This is a genomic window from Chryseobacterium lathyri, from assembly GCF_019970085.1.
Lineage (GTDB): Bacteria > Bacteroidota > Bacteroidia > Flavobacteriales > Weeksellaceae > Chryseobacterium > Chryseobacterium lathyri.
In genome coordinates, this window is sequence record NZ_JAHXYG010000004.1 from 385,865 (window position 1) to 405,045 (window position 19,181).

General features: G+C 36.7%; 18 protein-coding genes. 7 read left to right on the plus strand and 11 right to left on the minus strand.

Features of this window, described 5'->3' with window-relative positions:
- The first annotated feature begins 1 nt into the window (after nt 1).
- The 3 genes from LC418_RS14860 (at nt 2) to LC418_RS14870 (ending at nt 3,781) form a co-directional block, all read left to right on the plus strand.
- Nucleotides 2-1,360: a M20/M25/M40 family metallo-hydrolase gene (locus tag LC418_RS14860; protein ID WP_223559698.1), complete on the plus strand. Its 1,359-nt coding sequence runs from the start codon at nt 2-4 to the stop codon at nt 1,358-1,360.
- Nucleotides 1,361-1,363: 3 nt separating this feature from the next.
- Entirely contained in the window at nt 1,364-2,722 is a 1,359-nt protein-coding gene (locus LC418_RS14865; protein ID WP_223559699.1) for a M20/M25/M40 family metallo-hydrolase, read from the plus strand.
- A gap of 795 nt (nt 2,723-3,517) precedes the next feature.
- Nucleotides 3,518-3,781, plus strand: a complete 264-nt coding sequence (locus LC418_RS14870; protein ID WP_146896919.1) for a hypothetical protein — start codon at nt 3,518-3,520, stop codon at nt 3,779-3,781.
- A gap of 201 nt (nt 3,782-3,982) precedes the next feature.
- Here the strand turns inward: LC418_RS14870 and LC418_RS14875 are convergent, their stop codons facing one another.
- From LC418_RS14875 to LC418_RS14900, 6 genes are all read right to left on the minus strand, one after another.
- The gene (locus LC418_RS14875; protein ID WP_223559700.1) at nt 3,983-5,155 is read right to left on the minus strand and encodes a retropepsin-like aspartic protease; all 1,173 of its coding nucleotides are present in this window, start codon (nt 5,153-5,155) and stop codon (nt 3,983-3,985) included.
- Between the two features lie 76 nt (nt 5,156-5,231).
- Nucleotides 5,232-7,013, minus strand: coding sequence for a DUF262 domain-containing protein (locus LC418_RS14880; protein ID WP_223559701.1), 1,782 nt, complete (start codon nt 7,011-7,013; stop codon nt 5,232-5,234).
- 132 nt (nt 7,014-7,145) lie between these two features.
- The gene (locus tag LC418_RS14885; protein WP_223559865.1) at nt 7,146-8,186 is read right to left on the minus strand and encodes a peptidylprolyl isomerase; all 1,041 of its coding nucleotides are present in this window, start codon (nt 8,184-8,186) and stop codon (nt 7,146-7,148) included.
- 81 nt (nt 8,187-8,267) lie between these two features.
- On the minus strand, nt 8,268-8,780 hold the full coding sequence (locus tag LC418_RS14890) for an FKBP-type peptidyl-prolyl cis-trans isomerase (RefSeq protein WP_223559702.1): 513 nt from the start codon (nt 8,778-8,780) through the stop codon (nt 8,268-8,270).
- Between the two features lie 383 nt (nt 8,781-9,163).
- Complete coding sequence (locus LC418_RS14895) at nt 9,164-10,444, minus strand: spondin domain-containing protein (RefSeq protein WP_223559703.1); 1,281 nt, start codon at nt 10,442-10,444, stop codon at nt 9,164-9,166.
- Between the two features lie 105 nt (nt 10,445-10,549).
- Nucleotides 10,550-11,623, minus strand: a complete 1,074-nt coding sequence (locus LC418_RS14900; protein WP_111952950.1) for a branched-chain amino acid aminotransferase — start codon at nt 11,621-11,623, stop codon at nt 10,550-10,552.
- 85 nt (nt 11,624-11,708) lie between these two features.
- Here LC418_RS14900 and mnmC2 point away from each other — a divergent pair, with 85 nt between their 5' ends.
- On the plus strand, nt 11,709-12,407 hold the full coding sequence (gene mnmC2, locus LC418_RS14905) for a tRNA (5-methylaminomethyl-2-thiouridine)(34)-methyltransferase MnmC2 (RefSeq protein ID WP_223559704.1): 699 nt from the start codon (nt 11,709-11,711) through the stop codon (nt 12,405-12,407).
- Between the two features lie 97 nt (nt 12,408-12,504).
- Entirely contained in the window at nt 12,505-12,921 is a 417-nt protein-coding gene (locus LC418_RS14910; protein ID WP_111952946.1) for an NUDIX domain-containing protein, read from the plus strand.
- Between the two features lie 66 nt (nt 12,922-12,987).
- Here LC418_RS14910 and LC418_RS14915 read toward each other — a convergent pair whose 3' ends face one another.
- On the minus strand, nt 12,988-13,692 hold the full coding sequence (locus LC418_RS14915) for a DUF4294 domain-containing protein (RefSeq protein WP_111952944.1): 705 nt from the start codon (nt 13,690-13,692) through the stop codon (nt 12,988-12,990).
- A gap of 51 nt (nt 13,693-13,743) precedes the next feature.
- Between LC418_RS14915 and chrP the strand changes: the two genes are divergently transcribed.
- Together chrP and rpe are read left to right on the plus strand one after the other, a co-directional pair.
- Nucleotides 13,744-14,817 carry a chryseobasin maturation metalloprotease ChrP gene (gene chrP, locus LC418_RS14920; RefSeq protein ID WP_223559705.1) on the plus strand — a complete coding sequence of 358 codons (1,074 nt, stop codon included), beginning with the start codon at nt 13,744-13,746 and terminating at the stop codon, nt 14,815-14,817.
- 336 nt (nt 14,818-15,153) lie between these two features.
- On the plus strand, nt 15,154-15,804 hold the full coding sequence (gene rpe / locus LC418_RS14925) for a ribulose-phosphate 3-epimerase (RefSeq protein WP_111952940.1): 651 nt from the start codon (nt 15,154-15,156) through the stop codon (nt 15,802-15,804).
- Nucleotides 15,805-16,130: 326 nt separating this feature from the next.
- Here the strand turns inward: rpe and chrI are convergent, their stop codons facing one another.
- The 4 genes from chrI to LC418_RS14945 all read right to left on the minus strand — a co-directional run bounded on the left by chrI (nt 16,131) and on the right by LC418_RS14945 (nt 18,661).
- Nucleotides 16,131-16,628 (minus strand): chryseobasin maturation helper ChrI, encoded by a 498-nt coding sequence (gene chrI / locus LC418_RS14930; protein ID WP_223559706.1) that lies wholly within the window; start codon nt 16,626-16,628, stop codon nt 16,131-16,133.
- 33 nt (nt 16,629-16,661) lie between these two features.
- On the minus strand, nt 16,662-17,756 hold the full coding sequence (gene chrH, locus LC418_RS14935; protein WP_223559707.1) for an MNIO family chryseobactin maturase: 1,095 nt from the start codon (nt 17,754-17,756) through the stop codon (nt 16,662-16,664).
- Nucleotides 17,757-17,759: 3 nt separating this feature from the next.
- On the minus strand, nt 17,760-17,972 hold the full coding sequence (gene chrA / locus LC418_RS14940; RefSeq protein WP_223559708.1) for an MNIO class RiPP chryseobasin precursor ChrA: 213 nt from the start codon (nt 17,970-17,972) through the stop codon (nt 17,760-17,762).
- Nucleotides 17,973-18,244: 272 nt separating this feature from the next.
- A complete protein-coding gene (locus tag LC418_RS14945) occupies nt 18,245-18,661 on the minus strand; it encodes a nucleoside-diphosphate kinase (protein WP_034707297.1) in 417 nt (138 codons plus the stop codon).
- Between the last annotated feature and the right edge of the window lie 520 nt (nt 18,662-19,181).

A 19,181-nucleotide genomic window follows, 5' to 3' on the forward strand; every position in this document is an offset into this window, starting at 1 on the left:
AATGAAAAAAACCGTCACTCTTTCACTTTTAATGGTAAGCATGACTATTTTTGGGCAGTCTAAAGAAGATTCGATACAGTTCAGTAAAATTTCTACAGAAATACTGAATAATGGGAAAGCTTACAATGAACTGAAAGACCTTACCAAAAACATTGGAAACCGTTTAAGCGGTACCGAAGCGTATGAAAAATCTGTAAAATGGGCAGAACAGAAGCTCCGTGATGCCGGCGCTGATAAAGTATGGCTGCAGGAAGTAATAATTCCAGTCTGGGTCAGGGGTAAAGAATCCCTGCAGATTAAAACAGCAGACGGGCAGTGGAAGAAGCTGAAGATGCTTTCTCTCGGAAACTCTGAAGGAACGGGTGGAAAAGATGTTTCCGGCGAGATCATTATGGTAAGATCATTAGAGGAATACAACAGGCTTCCCGCAGATCAAGTAAAGGATAAGATCGTGTTCTTTAACTACCCTTTTAATCAATCACATGTGCAAACCTTCATTTCATACCGGGAAGCCGGAGCATACAGAAGGTCTGCAGCCAATTTAACAGCTCAGAAAGGAGGAAAATTTGCCATTATAAGATCTTTATCTTCTGCTTTTGATGATGTTCCTCATACAGGTAATATGCGGTATGACGACAACGTCTCCAAAGTACCTGCAGTGACTATCGGAAATACAACCGCAGATGAACTGGAAGCATTGTTAAAAAACAAAAAGATTATTACCAAGCTCAATTCCAACTGCGGAATGAAAGGGGAGAAACTCTCCCATTCTGTGATTGGTGAGATTACCGGGAAAAAAGACCAGAGCGTCATCGTAGTCGGTGGGCATCTGGATTCATGGGATGTGGGTGAAGGTGCACATGATGACGGCGCCGGAATTGTACAAAGCATTGAAGTTCTGAGAACATTTAAAAAACTTGGAATTAAAAATAACCATACCATCAGGGCTGTTTGTTTCGCCAATGAAGAAAACGGAACCAAAGGCGGAAAGCAGTATGGAAAAGCAGCAAAAGAAAGCAATGAAAAACATCTTTTTGCGATAGAAACGGATGCGGGAGGCTTCTCACCAAGAGGCATTTCCCTGGAAATGGATGATAAAAACAGAAACCAGATCAAAAGCTGGGTAAATCTGTTCCTGCCTTACGGAGTATACAATTTTGAAGGCAAATATTCCGGATCAGATATCGCTCCACTGCATGAGATGGGTGTTCCTACCGCAGAACTGGTTCCAGATCCGCAACGTTATTTCGACATTCACCATACAGAAGAAGATACTTTTGAAAAAGTAAACCGCAGAGAATTACTTCTCGGTGCTGCGGTAATGACACAACTTATTTATATGATCGATAAAAATTGGTAAACTATGAAAAAGATAATTGGAACTTCATTATTATTCCTGGGAATGGCTGCTTTTGGCCAGTCAAAAGAAGATTCTGTCCAGTTCAGCAAAATCTCCACAGAAATCCTGAACAACGGAAAAGGCTATACAGACCTTAAAGATTTGACTAAAAATATTGGACATCGCTTAAGTGGTTCTCCCGCTTATGAAAAATCTGTAAAATGGGCAGAACAGAAGCTCCGTGATGCCGGCGCCGATAAAGTTTGGCTTCAGGAAGTAATGGTTCCGGTCTGGACCCGCGGAAAAGAATCCCTGCAGATCAGAACCTCTGAAGGCAAATGGAAGAACCTGAAGATGCTTTCTCTCGGAAATTCTGAAGGTACCGGCGGAAAAGATGTTTCCGGCGAGATCATCATCGTAAAATCTATGGAAGAATATGACAGACTTCCGGCAGATCAAGTAAAAGATAAGATTGTATTCTTTAACTATCCTTTCAGTCAGTCTTTTGTAGAAACATTCAGAGGCTACAGCGATGCTGCAAAATACAGGGTAACTGCTGCTGCTTTAACGGCTAAAAAAGGAGGTAAATTTGCCATCATCAGATCTCTTTCTTCCGCTTTTGACGATGTTCCGCATACCGGAGCCATGCGCTATGAAGATAAAGTTTCAAAAATTCCTGCCGTAGCCATTGGAGCAACAACTGCGGATGAACTTGAAGCTCTTTTAAAGACACAGAAAGTCACTGCAAAGCTTAATTCCAACTGCGGGATGAAAGGGGAAAAGCTCTCCCACTCTGTCATTGGCGAAATCACCGGTAAGAAAGATCAAAATGTGATTGTAGTCGGTGGACATCTGGATTCATGGGATGTGGGTGAAGGTGCTCATGACGACGGAGCAGGAATTGTACAAAGTATTGAGGTTTTAAGAACATTCAAAAAACTGGGGATTAAAAATAATCATACGATCAGGGTTGTTTGCTTTGCCAATGAAGAAAATGGCGTAAAAGGAGGCATTCAATATGGAAAAACGGCCAAGGAAAAGAACGAGAAGCACCTTTTCGCCATAGAATCCGATGCGGGCGGCTTTGCTCCAAGGGGAATTGCCCTGGAAATGGATGATGTGAAAAGAAACCAGATCAAGAGCTGGGCTGGTTTATTCATTCCATACGGAGTATATAATTTTGAAGGAAAATATTCAGGGACTGATATCTATCCGCTTCATGATATGGGAGTCCCTACGGCAGAGCTGGTACCGGATTCCCAAAGGTATTTTGACATCCATCACACGGAAGAAGATACATTTGATAAGGTGAACAGAAGAGAGCTTCTGTTGGGTGCTGCAGCTATGACCCAGTTAATCTATATGATTGATAAGAACTGGTAAGGTATTGTTCTAAACCAGCTTTTTACCGCAAAATTACGTCAACAAGTTGATTCAAAGGGGAAGTTTTATTTTCTTTCCCAATCAACTTGTTGACTTCTTATATAGGGACCCAATTTTTGCATACCTCCCATAGGTCTCTCAGATTACACATACTTTTTATCAAATCTTTGATTTTTTTAAGCTTTTGTGATAATTCTATGTTAAGCTTTGAACCTGAAAATTCTAAAGTACTCCACAATTTTTGTAATCTTTGTTGCTTTAAAAAAATTGAATTCAATTCTTTTGTTTTTCAATTTCTATATTTCTCTGTTAATCATCTACAAACTTAAACCTACTTAATACTAAAAACAAGCAGGAAAATTCACTTTGGCATGAAATTCGCAAGCTAAATCATTGAAAAAAAATTATTTAAAACACAGACGATGAGAAAAGGTTTCCGTGGGAGCTTCAGTTTCCATTGAGTCGAATAAAGGTTTCATATTTTAATATGGCCTTTTCTTTAGATACCGTATGCATCGGAAAAGATAGTCCCTTATCAATTCCATTTACGATGATGATTGTGTACGGTGTCATAAAGCTCATGAATTCCTTCCGGAATTCAATACTGTTTTTTAATTAAAACTTTCTGGGCAGCTTAAAGCATACCCTGATGTAAAACAATCAAACGGCCATAAGATCATAACCTTAGCCAAGTTTAACTATGATCCGTATGCCATTTAATTTATATCGGAAAATGATTCCGGACCGTTCTATTGAAGAACGGAAAACAGATGTATAACCCTTAAAAAGTGATTAATGATGAGAGACTTTTTTGAAATGATTTTTAAGAGAAATGAAGATGCTGCAAAAATGAATATCTGGAGCCTGATGCTCCTGTTGAGTTTTGCTGTTTTTTCCGTGCTGGTGTATTTCATATATGCCTCAAAACCAGATTTTAACAGCTTAATTGTATACCTTACCGCGTTTGCGGCATACCTCGGCTTTGGAATTGTATTTATCAGCTCCCTTGCCGGAAAAATGAATTCTTCCGATACAAGGAAGAAATCGAGACACGCATAACTTTAATTTCTACTTTACTAGAAAGCCGTTCAATACATTGAACGGCTTTTTTTTATTAAAATTACTTTAAATAAAAACCTATAATCAGCTGTTATTCAAAGTCTATAGGATTAATAGTAAAAAAAAATAAAAGCTCTTACACTGAAACAGTATCTATACACTTCCTGTTCTCAAACTTTAAAAACTCTCTAACACTCAAATTTAAACCCCTACTTTCAAAAACTCTTTTCTATCCAGCTTCACCTGCATTTCCTTTCCGTCTCTCCTGATTTTAAGATCAATTGAATTCTGCCGGTTTTCTACTCTATTAAGAAAATAATGACAGGCACTTTCTTTGTTAAGGTTATCCAGATTAATGTTATTGATGCTGATAATAGCATCTCCCACTTTCAATGGAAAATTTTCTTCCTGAAATACAAAGGCCACTGTCGGTTTTGAATCTATAAAACGGTAACCGAAACCGAAAGACTCCAGTTTAGCAGGCTCATTTTTGATCCGTTTCATATAGATCTTATTTCCGGACCAGTCGAGGATGAATACAAAATTTTTAAAGAAATCATTCCCGATCAGGTTGGTCCCCCCTGTGGCAATTATTTCATTAAAGAAGCTTTTATTACCTAATGACAGAGCTGCGGTCCGGAAAATATATCCCGGTGCAGGTTTTCCGGCCCCATAAGCGCCAATAGAGTTTGTTCCATAGACTTCTATACTCTTTAATGCCTTTTGAGCCTCATATGCACCATCTGTGATCTTCATCCTTCCGGAAAATCCGGTATCGAAGGTAAGCTCTATTTTTTTTCCCTGCAGATCAGTTTCTACAACGGGTGTTTTTTGTGTTCTGGGGCTGAAAGGAATGACAATATCATAATCTGCCGGGTTAAACTGCGCAAGATCTTTTGAAGCTTCAAGTAAGTTTTCCGAATAATTAATTTTCCAGAAAAGTTTGGCCATCTGATTGGCTCCAAGAATCCCATCGATTTTGAAGCAGCTCAACTCAGAAACACTGAAATCCATCACGACAACTCCCACATCTTTGAAAACAGCTTTATCAACGGTCATTTCCGGCAGAATAGTGAAGATCTGTTCCTGTTTGTTTTTCTGTGAATCCTTTACGTTACTTTTATGTTTTTTCTCCAATCCCAGCTCAGTGTATACTGCTGTAGAGATCACCGTTGGCGCTCCGGTATCAAACAGAAAATTGTAAGGCTTCCCATTAATGCTGACCTGTACAAAAGGCAGATCATTGGCATATCTCAGGTTGATCTTTTCTACTGGATTCTGAAGCTGTACCTCACCGCTTTTGAAGAATTTTTTTCCCTGTGCGGAAAAAGTAGTTGTGGAGAGAATAAGAAGGGTGTAGAGGACTTTTTTCATGTGAATAATTTATACGAAAATAGGAAATTAAAAGAATTTTACAAATTAAAAACCGTCCTAAGATAGGACGGTTAATTTATTTATATGATTGAAAAAATGATGCATAATTCTCTGGTTTAATTTCCTCTACGTTCGCTCCATGTCTAACATAATACTTACCATTATATATTAAAGGCGTAGTCAATGATTTCGTCTTGAATATGACAACATCTTTATCAAAATAATTTACTATTCTAATATTTTTAGAAATATAATCTTTTGTCTCCTCTGATATAGGCTGCTGTTTAATCTTTTGAATGATTTGTCTGTAAAAATCATCTAAATCCTTAGCTAAAATAATTGCTTCATGTAAAATACCCGTTACAAAAAAACCACGATATTTCTGAGGATCAACATCATAAATCTCCTTAATTCTCTCTACCTCTTTTATATTATCACAAACACCTATACATACATAACCACTAGTATTTGCTGAATTATTTGCAATAGCCGTTAATGTGAGTATAATTTTACTGAAGTTATCTTCATCAAATTGTTTTTTATCGTCCAATCTAGTAAAACCTTGTTTAAAATCATAAGATGTTTGCTCTGTTTTTGATTGCATTAAAAGAGACTCAAATTCAGTTAACCATTTTGCTGCAGCTGGATCATGGGTTTTATCTCTAAAGCAACCGCTTAAAATTCCTGCCACTGCATCTACATTTTGATTTCTATTTGTTGCACTCCAATTTCCTCCCTCTGTAATTGTAATATGAGTAGAAATTCCTGTTAGACGATCTACTAGTTCAGTATAACTATTAACTTCTTTATTTTCCTTAAAAACTAATTTATGAATTGCCAGAAAAACAACTTGGAAATATCTAGGGATTTTTTGTGAATTATCGTCAAATAATAAATTACGAAAATTCTTTTCTGCAACTTTTATAGATTCTCGAATTATATTATATACAGTTAAAAATTGATGTCTTAATTCTGTTGGCCCAATTTTTCGTAACGCAATATCTAATTCATCAGATTTGGAACTCTTTCTTAAACCATAATATTCATCTAATATTGTTGAGCTAGTACCTGGAATCGATCCTAAAGCAATTGCAGAAAGTAAGTCTGCAACAATTTCTTCATCTTTCGATTCACGTACCATTTCTTTTGTTATTATGTTGTTAGAAATCCAAAATAAACTATCAACGTTAATTCCATAATCTAGACCTGCATTAGTGATACTGATTTCTTTCATTTGTCTAAGGCTCAAGATATCTCCATGAGAAACATCTGTTCGTATTTCTGAAGAAACTCCTCTAACCAAATCTCCAAAAGATTCTAGTGTTCCCGCAGCTCTTAATTCTTGTCTAGATAAATGTCTACCATAGCTATTAATACGAATAAAAACTTCATCAACTTTATCCTCATCTGAAAAGTAATAAATAGAAATAGGTAAAATATAGCTTGCAAATCTTTCACATTTTGACCGATCAAGGATAGGGTATTTTTGCTGTAAAATGCCGGAATCAAGTAAAGATTTTGATTCAACTAAAGTATTAAGATCAAAATACGCAGCTTCATAAGTAAATTCTCCTTCAATAAAAGAATTAATTGTATTAAGGCGTTGCATTCCATCAATTATTTCATATGATGTATTTCCAAAATTCTCAGTTTCAGCTAATAATATTAGTGGAATTGGTAACCCACTAATAATAGAATCAATAAACCTTTCTTTTTCTTCAATGGTCCAGATTAGTTTTCGTTGATATCTTCTATTTACGTAAAATAAATTATTTTTATAAAAATTAAAAATTCTTTGAATACTTTCGTTTCTTATTGAAACGTCTGTCTGAACAGTACTTTCTTTATGATTAGCCATTATTATAATTTAGAATTTTAAAAATATAAATTTAAATTTAAATATTTTTACGGTTATCCGTATTTTCCCGGTATTTTTTCAAAACAAAAAAGCCGTCCTCACGGACGGCTTCAATATATTTTAAAACTTCAATTACTGTACTTTCACAAGCTCAACATCGAAGATTAACCAGGCATTTGGCGGGATAACCCCTCCTGCTCCTCTTTCTCCGTAAGCCATTGCCGGCGGGATCAATAAAGTAGCCGTTTCGCCTTCTTTAAGTAACAGGATCCCTTCATCCCATCCTTTGATTACTCTTCCCATTCCGATTGGAATTTCGATAGGCTCATTTCTTTTGAATGAAGAATCGAATTCTGTACCGTCGATTAATTTACCTGCATAGTGTACAGATACATTGTCACCAGCTTTAGGAGCCTTTCCAGCCGGAGCTGTTTTAGTGATCTTGTAATATAATCCTGATTCAGTTTTCTGCATTCCGGCTTTCAGGTCTTCAACCATTTTTTCCTGGTTAGCTTTGAATTCCTCTTCTTTTTTCTTTCTGTCAGCTTCTTCTTTAGCAATGTAAGCTTTATTGTTTTCTGCGATTTTAGCTTTTCCTTCTGTGAAAGTTTTTGCTGCATCGTAGTTTTTGTATTCGTCACCTTTGCTGAAAACAGAAACTTTTTCTAAAACGATATCTGTTTTAGGCTTATCCTGAGCTCCTTTTTCTACGTTAGCAATGGCATCGATCACATCATTACCTTTAACTACTTTTCCGAAGATGGTGTGTCTTCCATCTAACCAAGGTGTAGCCACTTCAGTGATGAAGAACTGAGAACCGTTTGTGTTAGGTCCGGAATTTGCCATAGAAAGGATTCCTTTTCCTGTATGCTTAAGGTCGTTTTTCTCGTCTTCGAATTTATATCCAGGATCTCCCATTCCTGTTCCCTGAGGATCACCTCCCTGGATCATGAAATCTTTGATCACTCTGTGGAAAATAGTCCCGTCATAATAAGGAACTCCTTTCGCCTTCGCTTTGTTGTCTATTTTTCCTTCTGCAAGACCAATAAAATTGGCTACAGTTACCGGTGCTTTTTTGTCTTCGAACTGCACAATCAGGTTCCCTTTAGAAGTCTGAAGATTTGCATAAAGTCCGTCATGAAGACCTTCGTAAGTTTCTTTGTCTACGTTCATTTTTTTATAGATTGGGGTACAACTCATCAGCGAGATACTTGCCGCTGCCAGAATTATATTCTTGTTAAACAATTTCATTATTTATAGAGCTTTTAATTTTATGATTAATGGTATATCGTTGTCTATATTCTTTTCGTCTCCAAAGGTTCCATAGGCCAGTGAAGAAGGTACCAAAAGCGTCACTTCCTCTCCATCATGCATAAAACGCAAAGCATTCTCTACCGCTTTCAGTTCATCAAAATGCCCGAATCTGGCATCTCTCCTTTCAAAAGGTTTGTCATAGATTTTGGTTTCATCAAAATCATAGAGATCATAAGAATAAGAGATGGGTGTATTATCCGCTCTTCTTTCTCTCTGATCAAAACCTTCAACACTTACCCAGTAATTAAGCTGAGTAGGATAATATTTTACAGGCTGACCACTAATCCAATCCTGGATCTGGCCACGCTCTATGGTATTGAGATTTCTCATTCTCTCCTTGGAAACATCCAGGTCTTTCTGGCTCAATACTCCACCTACGGGAGGGTGCGCCGTGGGTGCATTCCGGTTACAGCTTAGCAGGCTTACTGCTGATATGAAGAGTAATTTTTTCATAAACTTTTGCGAAAATACGCATTTCGGGGAAATATTGTTCAATAGGTTTTAAAAAATTTTGGAGAAAATAGTGAAGTATTTCCGGGGGATGAAATTATGGGGATTTAAAAATTAAAAATTCAAGGATTTAAAAATTTCAACCACAAAAGTCACAAAAGATTTGAAACACTTAAGTGTATTTAAAGTTTAAAATCCAACTGCAAAAAGTACATTTAAATTCTTATGAAAATCTTTGATTTTCTGCTTATGTGATCTTATTGTTTCCGGGATGGCAAGACTTTTATAACCAAAAAAACTTTTGTGACTTTTGTGGTTAAACAGATGGGGATTTAAAACAGAAAATCACCCCGAAAAGAGGTGATCCTATATTTGATATTCAAGTATTATTGAATCGTCACTTTAATCATCTGTGGAAGTGACGGAAGTGTATTGAACTGGTTCGGGTTGGCAAGCTGCTGTACCGGCTGGCTTTCAGCCTCAGCCGGCTCCGACCCTATGTGGGCTCCCGGAAAAGAGCTCACCAGCGTTCCACTGTCAAAAAGCCCAATGATCGAAGAGATATCGCCACGCGTTGAGCCGTCTACCCCGTTATTCATGGCTGCAATAAACCAGTCATTGGATTGTCCGTACATTGTTGCCAGTGCAATACGGTCTCCTTTACGTGCAGATATTACCTGTGAAGCCTTACCGCCGTTATTTCCGTTTATTCTAGGTCGTAAAACACCTGTAGCCGGATCTTTAAGGACGAATACTTCTTTTATTCCCGGCTTGCCTTTAAGGAAAGCTGCTATAACATCAGCATTACCCTGCTGAGAAAGCTCCTTCAAACCTTCTCCACGGTCATTCTCCCCGGTTTTAAAGATAGGATTATCGTTACCGCTGTATACTACGACCAGTACCGGTGAAAATGCAGAATTAGGACCTGTTATACCTGTAAGGTATTGTTCCAGAGGCGTCGTTTTTCCGGTTTCAGCAAGGTCTGTCAATCCGTTAGCTGACGGCTTTCCTGGTGAAAAAATAGGATCTTCCTTCAAAAGTGTTGTCCCTGAAATATGGGAAACAGCCCAGACTCCGGCACTTATTGGCGTTTCATTGGCTGTACCGCCTGAAGTATTGGTTAATTTCAAAGTAAATTTGGTTCCTCCCTCATGGGTCAATTCCGCTTTCAGCAATTGTGAAGCGGGTGTTGCCAATGCAATTGCTGTAACATTCAACGGAGTACCTTCTGCAACACCGGGATGAGTAACACCAGGGCCCGTAGGTTCATTTTTACGTGTCCCGTTATCCCAAAGCTTGATCTGTGAAGAAACATTTCCTGTTACCGGATCTCCGTTATCCTGATACAGTTTCAGTCCCGGGTTGGCCGGGGCAAAAAATAAATCGTTACTGTTTCCATACATGGCAGCAAAACTTACCGTCTGTCCTTTTCCTGCATAAAATGTAAATGAGGCTGATTCCCCGGGATTAATGACAGGCGATGACCCCGCATTCCGGAAAGTTCCGAACTGTGTCAATGCTTTACTTTCAATTATATTTTCTACAGTTATTGTGGCCGCATCGTTTACCAACATTTCTCCGTCATCATCTTTACTGCAGGAGGAAACAGCTAAAAGACTGATCACAGAAAGCAGACCAAGAGGTAATTTGAACTTTAGGAATTGCATAGTATTCTAAATTTTGTGAAAAATTACCAATAATTGGCGAGAAAATAAAAAAACCGGCAGAAATAAATTTCTGCCGGACATATTATGAATCAAATAATATTGAAATTAAACAGTTTCCAAAACGTCTTTTTCAACCATAACTCTCCATCCGAAAGGATCTTCGCTAAGGTTGTTCTGAAGGTCTGTAAGATCTTTTTTAAGAAGAGCTGCAAAGCTTTCCTCATCCGACAATTTAGGAAGTTCAAGCTTTACGCCCTGGTATCCTAAGGCTTGGAATACAGTAGTTACAACAGCTGTTCCCACTCCCCAAACTTCTTTCAGCGTTCCGTTCTTCTGAGCTTCTATAACTGTTTTCACAGCTACCGGCTCTATTTTTACCTCGATTCCTCTTTTGTTGGCAAGCTGGATGAAGCTGTCTCTTGTTACCCCGTCAAGGATTTTTTCGGAAGTAGGCGGCGTATAGATCGTATCGTTAATTCTTACGAATACGTTCATTGTTCCACTTTCTTCAAAATATTCATGAGTAGAATCATCAGTCCAGATGATCTGCTCATACCCTTCTTCAATAGCAAGCTGTGTAGGATAGAAAGAAGCGGCATAATTTCCTGCTGCTTTAGCAGAACCTACTCCTCCGTTGGCAGCTCTTGAATAATGATCTGAAATTTTCACAGAAACCGGTTCTGAATAATAACTTTTCGCTGGTGTCGCAACGATTGCAAACATATATTTATTAGCAACTCTTGCTTTCAAAGCTTCCTCTGTGGCAAAAATCAATGGTCTGATATATAATGACATCCCTTCTCCCTGCGGGATCCAATTTCTGTCGATATCTACTAATGCCTTCAATCCGTCTAAAAACATTTCTTCAGTCACTTCAGGCATTGCCAGACGTTTTGCTGATTTATTGATACGTTCAAAATTCTTTTCCGGCCTGAAAAGGAAAACCTGCCCGTCTTTGTCTTTATAAGCTTTCATACCTTCAAAACAAGCTTGCCCGTAGTTTACACCCATCATGGCTGGCGTAAATGGTATTGGACCATAAGGAACCAATTTCACATCACCCCATTTTCCATTTTCATACTCACATATAACCATATGGTCGATAAAAGTATTTCCAAATGAAAAATTGTCCGGATCAAAGTCCGAAAGTCTGGAGTTTTCAGTTTTTTGAATTATCATTTTTTAAAATTTTTACGATGTTCTACAAATTTAATATAATTTTCTAAATATAAAAATTTTAGAGTAAATTTGACAAAAAAATAGCTTGAAAAGAGAGATTAAGACCACAAACGACGGTAGTAAAACATTGTTTATCAATGATTTAAACGAAAACTATCATTCTCATCATGGGGCGCTTCAGGAAGCAGAACATGTGTTTATTAAAAATGGACTAAATCAATTAAATGATTACGAAATTAATATTTTAGAACTCGGTTTTGGAACAGGTTTGAATGTTTTGGTGACAATTAATGAATATTTAAAAACTGACAAAAATCATGTCATCAATTATTTTTCTCTTGAAAAATACCCGATAAATGAAGCTGAAATGAATGACCTTGCCTATTTTGAGCATTTTGATAACCCGGAATTCAAAAATATTTATCAAAAAATTCATCAGGCAGAATGGGAAAAACCATCTGAAATCATTAAAGGCTTTACCCTGAAAAAGATCAAGTGTGACTTTTTCGACCTGAAAGACATAGACTTACCTAAAATCAACCTGGTTTATTACGATTGCTTTGGTGCGAGAGTACAGCCTGATCTGTGGGAAAAACCGCTTTTTGAAATGGTTTCCGACAAAATGTCCGTTAACGGATTGTTAACAACTTATTCTTCTAAAGGAAGTGTAAGAAGGATTCTTCAGGAACTGAATTTTAAAGTAGAGAAAAAGCAGGGCCCTCCCGGAAAGAGAGAAATGATTAATGCGGTAAAGATGGAAAGTGAGGAAAACAGAGAAAATTAGAAAAGGGAAACAACAGGTTATATAAGAGCTAATTTGCAAATGGGTTTATTGGCTCTTTCTACTAAATTCCTTATTTTAGCTATACAAAATATTACATATGATTGATAAGATCAACATTCGGGTGTATGCCTGTGCAGTAAAGGATAAAAAAGTACTGACGCTGTTTGAAGAGTATGCCGGTGAACAATTAATGAAATTTCCGGGAGGAGGCCTGGAATTTGGCGAAGGGCTTATAGAATGTCTTCACCGCGAATTTGATGAAGAGCTGAATGTAAAAATTGAAGTTGTTGAACATTTTTATACCCAGGAAGATTTTCTGGTTTCACGTTTCAGAGAAAATGAGCAGCTGCTTACCATATATTATATAGTCAATATTACAACAGAGGAAGATTTTCTGATCCTTGATCCATGCATTGAGAAAATAGAATGGATCGATATCAACAGACCCGATAATCCTTTTCCGCTTCCAATAGATCAAATTGTATTCGATAAATTAAAAGAAAAATTCCTGTAAAAATTTACAGGAATTTTATATTTAAAGTCTGTTCAGATTTATTTTTTAATAAGCTTAAACCGGTTCTTATTTTCTTACCTTAAAATCGGAGGCACCGGGATAAGGCTGTAAATAACCGGAATTCCAGTTGGACTGAAGCAGAGATTCTATAAATTCATCCGTTCTGTTTTTGTGCGGGTTGTATTGGTCTTTCAGGTCTATATCTGCCACCTTCCCTTTTACATTCCACCAGAAAGCGATCCATCCGCCTCTCATCTCTTTAATAATCTCATAAACATTTTTTCCCGTTGCTCTGTTCATCAGCTTGGCAAAAACCTGGCCTTCTGTCGTGGTAAGATCTCTCAGCTGTTTTTCATACTGATCCGCAAGTATATTCTGCCTTTCTCTTATAAATTTCCTTTTGGCTTTGCTGTCCATATCTGTCATATCCGCCTGGATACCTCTATATTGCTCAAGCGCAGTGACAAATAACGGATAAACCCTGTTCAGCTTTTTATTAAGAAAATAATAGTAATTTTTATCCAGCTGATTATTAAACCGCGGTTTATTAACCAGGACCAGCTCATCCAGCACTACTACAGGCTCACCGTTAATTTCATAAATCTTTACCTTTTGACGTTCGTCATAATAGTACTTATTACCGAACTCATCCGTTTTTAAAGATTCAGCAGGATATTGGTTGAGGGGTTTCGCAATGATAGAATCCTTCTGACCAAAAACACTGACTCCAAAAAAGAGGATAAAAAGACAGACAATCTTGCTAAAATTCATTATTTTTACACTTCTAATAACAAAAATTACCCGCAAAAATCATTCCCTTTTATGAAATTTGAAAAGAAATCTTTGAAATTTTTAGAAAAATACTTAAACACCTCTTCACCAACAGGTTACGAGCAAAAAGGCCAGGAAATCTGGATGGATTATATCAGACCGTATGTAGATAAAATAGAAATAGATCATTACGGAACTTGCTATGGGATAATCAATCCCGATGCTGAATTTAAAGTAGTGATTGAAGCCCATGCTGACGAGATCTCATGGTATGTGAATTACATTACAGATGAAGGATTAATCTACGTGATTAGAAACGGAGGTTCAGATCAAACGATAGCTCCTTCAAAAGTTGTTCATATTCATGGTGAAAAAGGAATAGTAAAAGGCGTGTTCGGATGGCCTGCAATCCATACAAGAACCAACCAGAATGAACCGACCCCGAAAATTGAGAATATCTTTATCGACTGCGGAGCCATTTCCAAAAAAGAAGTTGAGGAAATGGGAATTTATGTAGGATGCATGATCACCTACCCGGATGAATTCTTTGAAATGAACGACAGGTATTTTGTCTGCAGAGCACTGGATAACAGAGTCGGAGGCTTTATGATTGCAGAAGTAGCAAGACTTTTAAAAGAAAACAAAAAAACAATTCCATTCGGTCTGTATATCACGAATTCTGTACAGGAAGAAGTAGGACTTTATGGGGCAGATATGATCGCTGACACCATTAAACCTAATATCGCCATCGTAACAGATGTTACCCACGACACCACCACTCCAATGATTGAAAAGAAAAAAGAAGGCGATCAGAAATGTGGTGACGGACCTGTGGTCTTCTTTGCCCCAAGCATTCATCATACCATCAGAGAACTGATCATTGATACAGCAAAAGCTAAAAAGATTCCTTTCCAAAGAGCTGCCGCAAGCAGAGCAACAGGAACAGATACCGATGCTTTTGCACATTCTAACGGCGGAGTACCAAGTGCATTAATTTCCTTACCTTTGCGCTATATGCATACCACGGTAGAAATGGTGTCTAAAGAAGATGTAGGCAATGTAATCCAGCTGATCTATGAAACCCTTCTGAAGATTAAGCCGGAAATGAAGCTGAAGTATCATTAAAATGAAGAATGTCCTTTATAATTTAATCCGCAAGCCCACTTTTATATCAATTTTAACTGCTCTTTTTTTTATTTATATAGCTTTTTTAATTGTATATAAAATATTTGACCCTCCCAAAACAGGCTCAGCATATAATATGATTCTTGAAATGTCATTAATTTTCAGTATCGTGCCTTTAGGATTATTTATAATTGACAGGTTATTAGTTATTAAAATTAACTATATCAAATTAACAATCATAGAAACAATTGTATTTGGAATTATCTTCCTATATTATTTTTTGTTTGTTAACCCATTTTAAAGATTGAAATCTAAGTAAAAGTATAAAAAGTAAAAATGAAAACTAAGCTTATTGCTCCTTCCCTTTTATCCGCAGACTTCGGGAACCTGCAAAGAGACATTGAAATGCTGAACAATTCCCAGGCAGACTGGTTCCACATTGACGTGATGGACGGAAGATTTGTTCCCAACATTTCATTTGGCTTTCCTGTAATGAAAACGGTACAGCAGCATGCCAAAAAATTTGTGGATGTCCATTTGATGATCGTAGAGCCTGAAAAATATGTGGATGAATTCATCAATCATGGTGCAGACCTTATTTCTGTACATTATGAAGCATGCACACATCTTCACAGAACGATTCACCATATCCAGAGCAGAGGGGCAAAGGCAGGGGTTGTTTTAAATCCTTCCACTCCTGTACTGATGCTTGAAGATATCATTGCTGATGTAGATCTTGTTCTTTTAATGAGTGTAAACCCTGGATTTGGAGGTCAGAAATTTATTGAAAATACATACAAAAAGATTGCGGAGACTAAAGATCTTATCCTGAGCAATAATTCCACAGCGCTTATCCAAATTGATGGCGGAGTTAATCTAGACAACGCTTCAAAACTTTTCGAAGCGGGAGCAGACGTCCTGGTAGCAGGAAATGCTGTTTTCTCTGCAGAAAGTCCTGAAAGAACAATCGAATTGCTGAAGATCTAATCTCTTCAGATTGATCTCACATAAAAGGCAGCTTTATCGGCTGCCTTTCTTCTTTAAGACGAGTCTGGATCTTTTATTGTATTGAGTAGAAGATCAATAAAGTACTCCTTTGAGGTAACAGTCTAAAAAATAAAAGGCAGCCCTTGGGAGACTGCCTTTCTTCTTGCGGAATTTGAGCTTATGTGGTTATTAGTTTTTGTCTTAAAACTTTAAATGCTTAATATTCCTTGTGCTATTGCTGATGTAAATTTGCAAATAAAATCATATATAAGACATCCGTATAAATACTGAATTTCACCATTAAGTATTTCTACGCATAGATCAAATTATTTGGGTAATTCCCCGTTCCAGATACATGCGCAGATGACCAGAACAATACTTATTACCGAAAATGCAGTTCTGATGTTATTTAAAAGGTTCCATCTGTTCTCAAAACTTTCCCGCATCTGTTTAACTGCTTCTGCTGTTGAGTTACTGATATCAAATTGATCCAGCATATCATTCAAAGGGACATTTCCAACAATGGTCACTCCAAAAACACCTATCAGATAAGCGGCAGTTGCCAGCAAAAGAAAAAGAAACCCCGGCTGCTCTCCCCTATACAGAAAAGTAGTTAACGGAAGCAATACAGCAGTTCCCATAAAGCTCATAAAAAACACAGGATTAAGGATTTCGCGGTTGATACTCTGCATGGCCCTTAAATATTCCGTATCAGAAAGTTTTCCCAACCCCAGAACCACAGAGCATGAATAGGCATAGAAGAGCCCGGCGATCAAAGCCGTAAGCACGGCCGTAATTAGTAAAAATACCGTTGTCATTTTCATATATTTTGATTTGTGATGCATTGAAAAAAGTCATTAGTAAGGATTCCATTTTTTGATAATTTGCTGTGCAGTCGTAATCATTTCTTCATCCCAGTTTTCAGGTTTAAAATAATGAAAATCATGTTTTTTTACAGAATGAATCTGGGTTCCATCAAACAGCATTTTAGTTAGCTCAGTCTGCTCATCGTACAACAGCAGATCTTCAAGAGGTACTGAAGGTTCTTCATTTTTTTTATGCCAAACCCTTTTATTCCCTGGGAGAGAATCTGAAGCCTGGATGATCTTTTTTACACGGTTAAAATCATCAAAAAAAGCATCTTTCTCTGAATCTGTATTTAACGTATGCCCCAGTCTTTCAATAATGATGTATTCCAGATTGTGGCATTGGGATAAAACTTCAGGAAGTATATTTAGTATTTCTTCTGGAATGCTTTCATCATGAGTATCTCTTCTTACCGGTTTTTTTCCGTAAGCACTTTCCTGCCAGCTTCCACCTGAAAGATGAATTTCCTTCACCTTTTCCAAAGGATACAGTCTGATAATTTCTTGCATACTGATCTCAAAGTTCCATGACTGGCAGTAGATATTATGAAGATCAAGAATAAGAAAACCGTCAATATCTTCTATAAGTTTATCAAGAAAATCCCCCTGCTCTTTCACATCATCTATGGAAAACGAAAAGGCAAGATTTTCTACTCCGACAGGAATTTCTACAGCATCCTGAAGCCTTTTGAGCCTGTCCTTCCCTATTTGAAGTGTTTTAGGATGAAGTGGTACGGGCAACGGAACCCCCTGATGAAAATTTTCAGTATTCATAAATCCGAAGTGCTCGGTAATATGATTATATTTTCTATGTCTGAACTCCTTTTTTAATTTTTCAAGCCAGCCTTCCTGTCTTTCAGTCCATTTGGCATCAAAAAGAGAATAATAAACACCGTGACCAAGAAGCCTGTTATTTGCTGAATAAAAATCCAAGAGTCCGGAAAGCCATTCCGGTTCCTGTGCATCATAAAATGTATCGAAAGACCATTCCAATACATCTACAGAATTATTTTGCAGAATAGGAAGGATAGCGGAAACAAAATCTGCTTCCGGCATCATAGATAATCCTAACAACGGTTTTTTCATATCTTATCCCATTCCACAGGCCGGACAGTAACCACCGCCTCTAAGAATAGTATCTTTCTTCGGAATAAACTTAGTCTCGGCTGTTTTTATCGGCTTAGGAGATTCTGTTTTTTTAATTTTACTTACCGGTTTTTTCGCTTTACTGACTGGCTTCGTAGCCTGTCCTGATACACTTACGGCTAATAAACTGGCCATTACTAATGCTGGAATTTTCATAACATTTCTTTTCAAGGAGTTTACAATAAGCATTCCATTTATGATAATGCTAAAAATACAACAATTTATTAGAGATTATTTCAGAATTTACATCAAAATTTCCCTCTTTTACTATGGTATTCGGATTTAATCCATTTCTCTAAAATTAGACCTTCTTATTATTATATCTCAAAAAAGCTATTGTAACAATTTACACTCTGCCATTTCAGACATTTTGGCATAAAAAAACCAGAGAAAATTCTCTGGTTTTATATTTTTTGAGATGGGTTTTCTTAAAAAATCTCTCTTCCTGAAAAATGGAATTGAGCTTCGATAAGAGCGTTCTCGTCAGAATCTGAACCATGAACCGCATTTTCACCGATGCTTCTTGCAAACATTTTTCTGATTGTTCCTTCTGCTGCATCAGCAGGATTTGTAGAACCAATCAATGTTCTGAAGTCTTCTACTGCATTGTCTTTTTCTAAAACTGCAGCTACGATAGGACCTGAACTCATGAATTCTACCAACTCACCATAAAATGGTCTTTCAGCATGTACTTCGTAGAACTTTTTAGCATCAGCAACTGTAAGTTGAGTTAATTTTAATGCTTTGATCTTAAAACCTCCTTCAGCGATCTTACCTAATATAGCACCGATATGTCCGTCTGCTACTGCATCAGGCTTAATCATAGTGAATGTAATGTTAGACATAAATGTATATTTTTTTAATGCCGCAAAATTACAAAAAATATCTTTCATTTTTATTTTAATTTTTTTTTAACATAAAAATAACTTTTATTAAGAAATGGCGTAAAAGTTTTGGCACAGTAATTGTTAATTCTATTACGATTCTCATGTTTAATTTGAGTTTTCATGGTTATTAGTTTTTACCCAGCCTCGGCTGGGTTTTTTATTTGCAATAAAATTAAGTTTATATTGCGAATTTAATAATTTAAAAATCACATTAAAATCATATTAATACCTTATTGCTTCAATTGCAATCAATGAAATAAAAGTAATTTTTTGATATTTTTTCATGATCGATTTTTGAACAGAATTCAAATTCTTCAAAATAGTCATATTTGACAAAAATAATTAAGACAAAAAGTAGAGTTATTGTAAAAGTGGAAGCATTTTTATTCTAAGGAAATATTATTCTAAGAAAAAAATCATTTTTTGACAGCTGTAAAAAATGTAAATTTTATTATAAATGCTTAAGCTTTATGCTAAA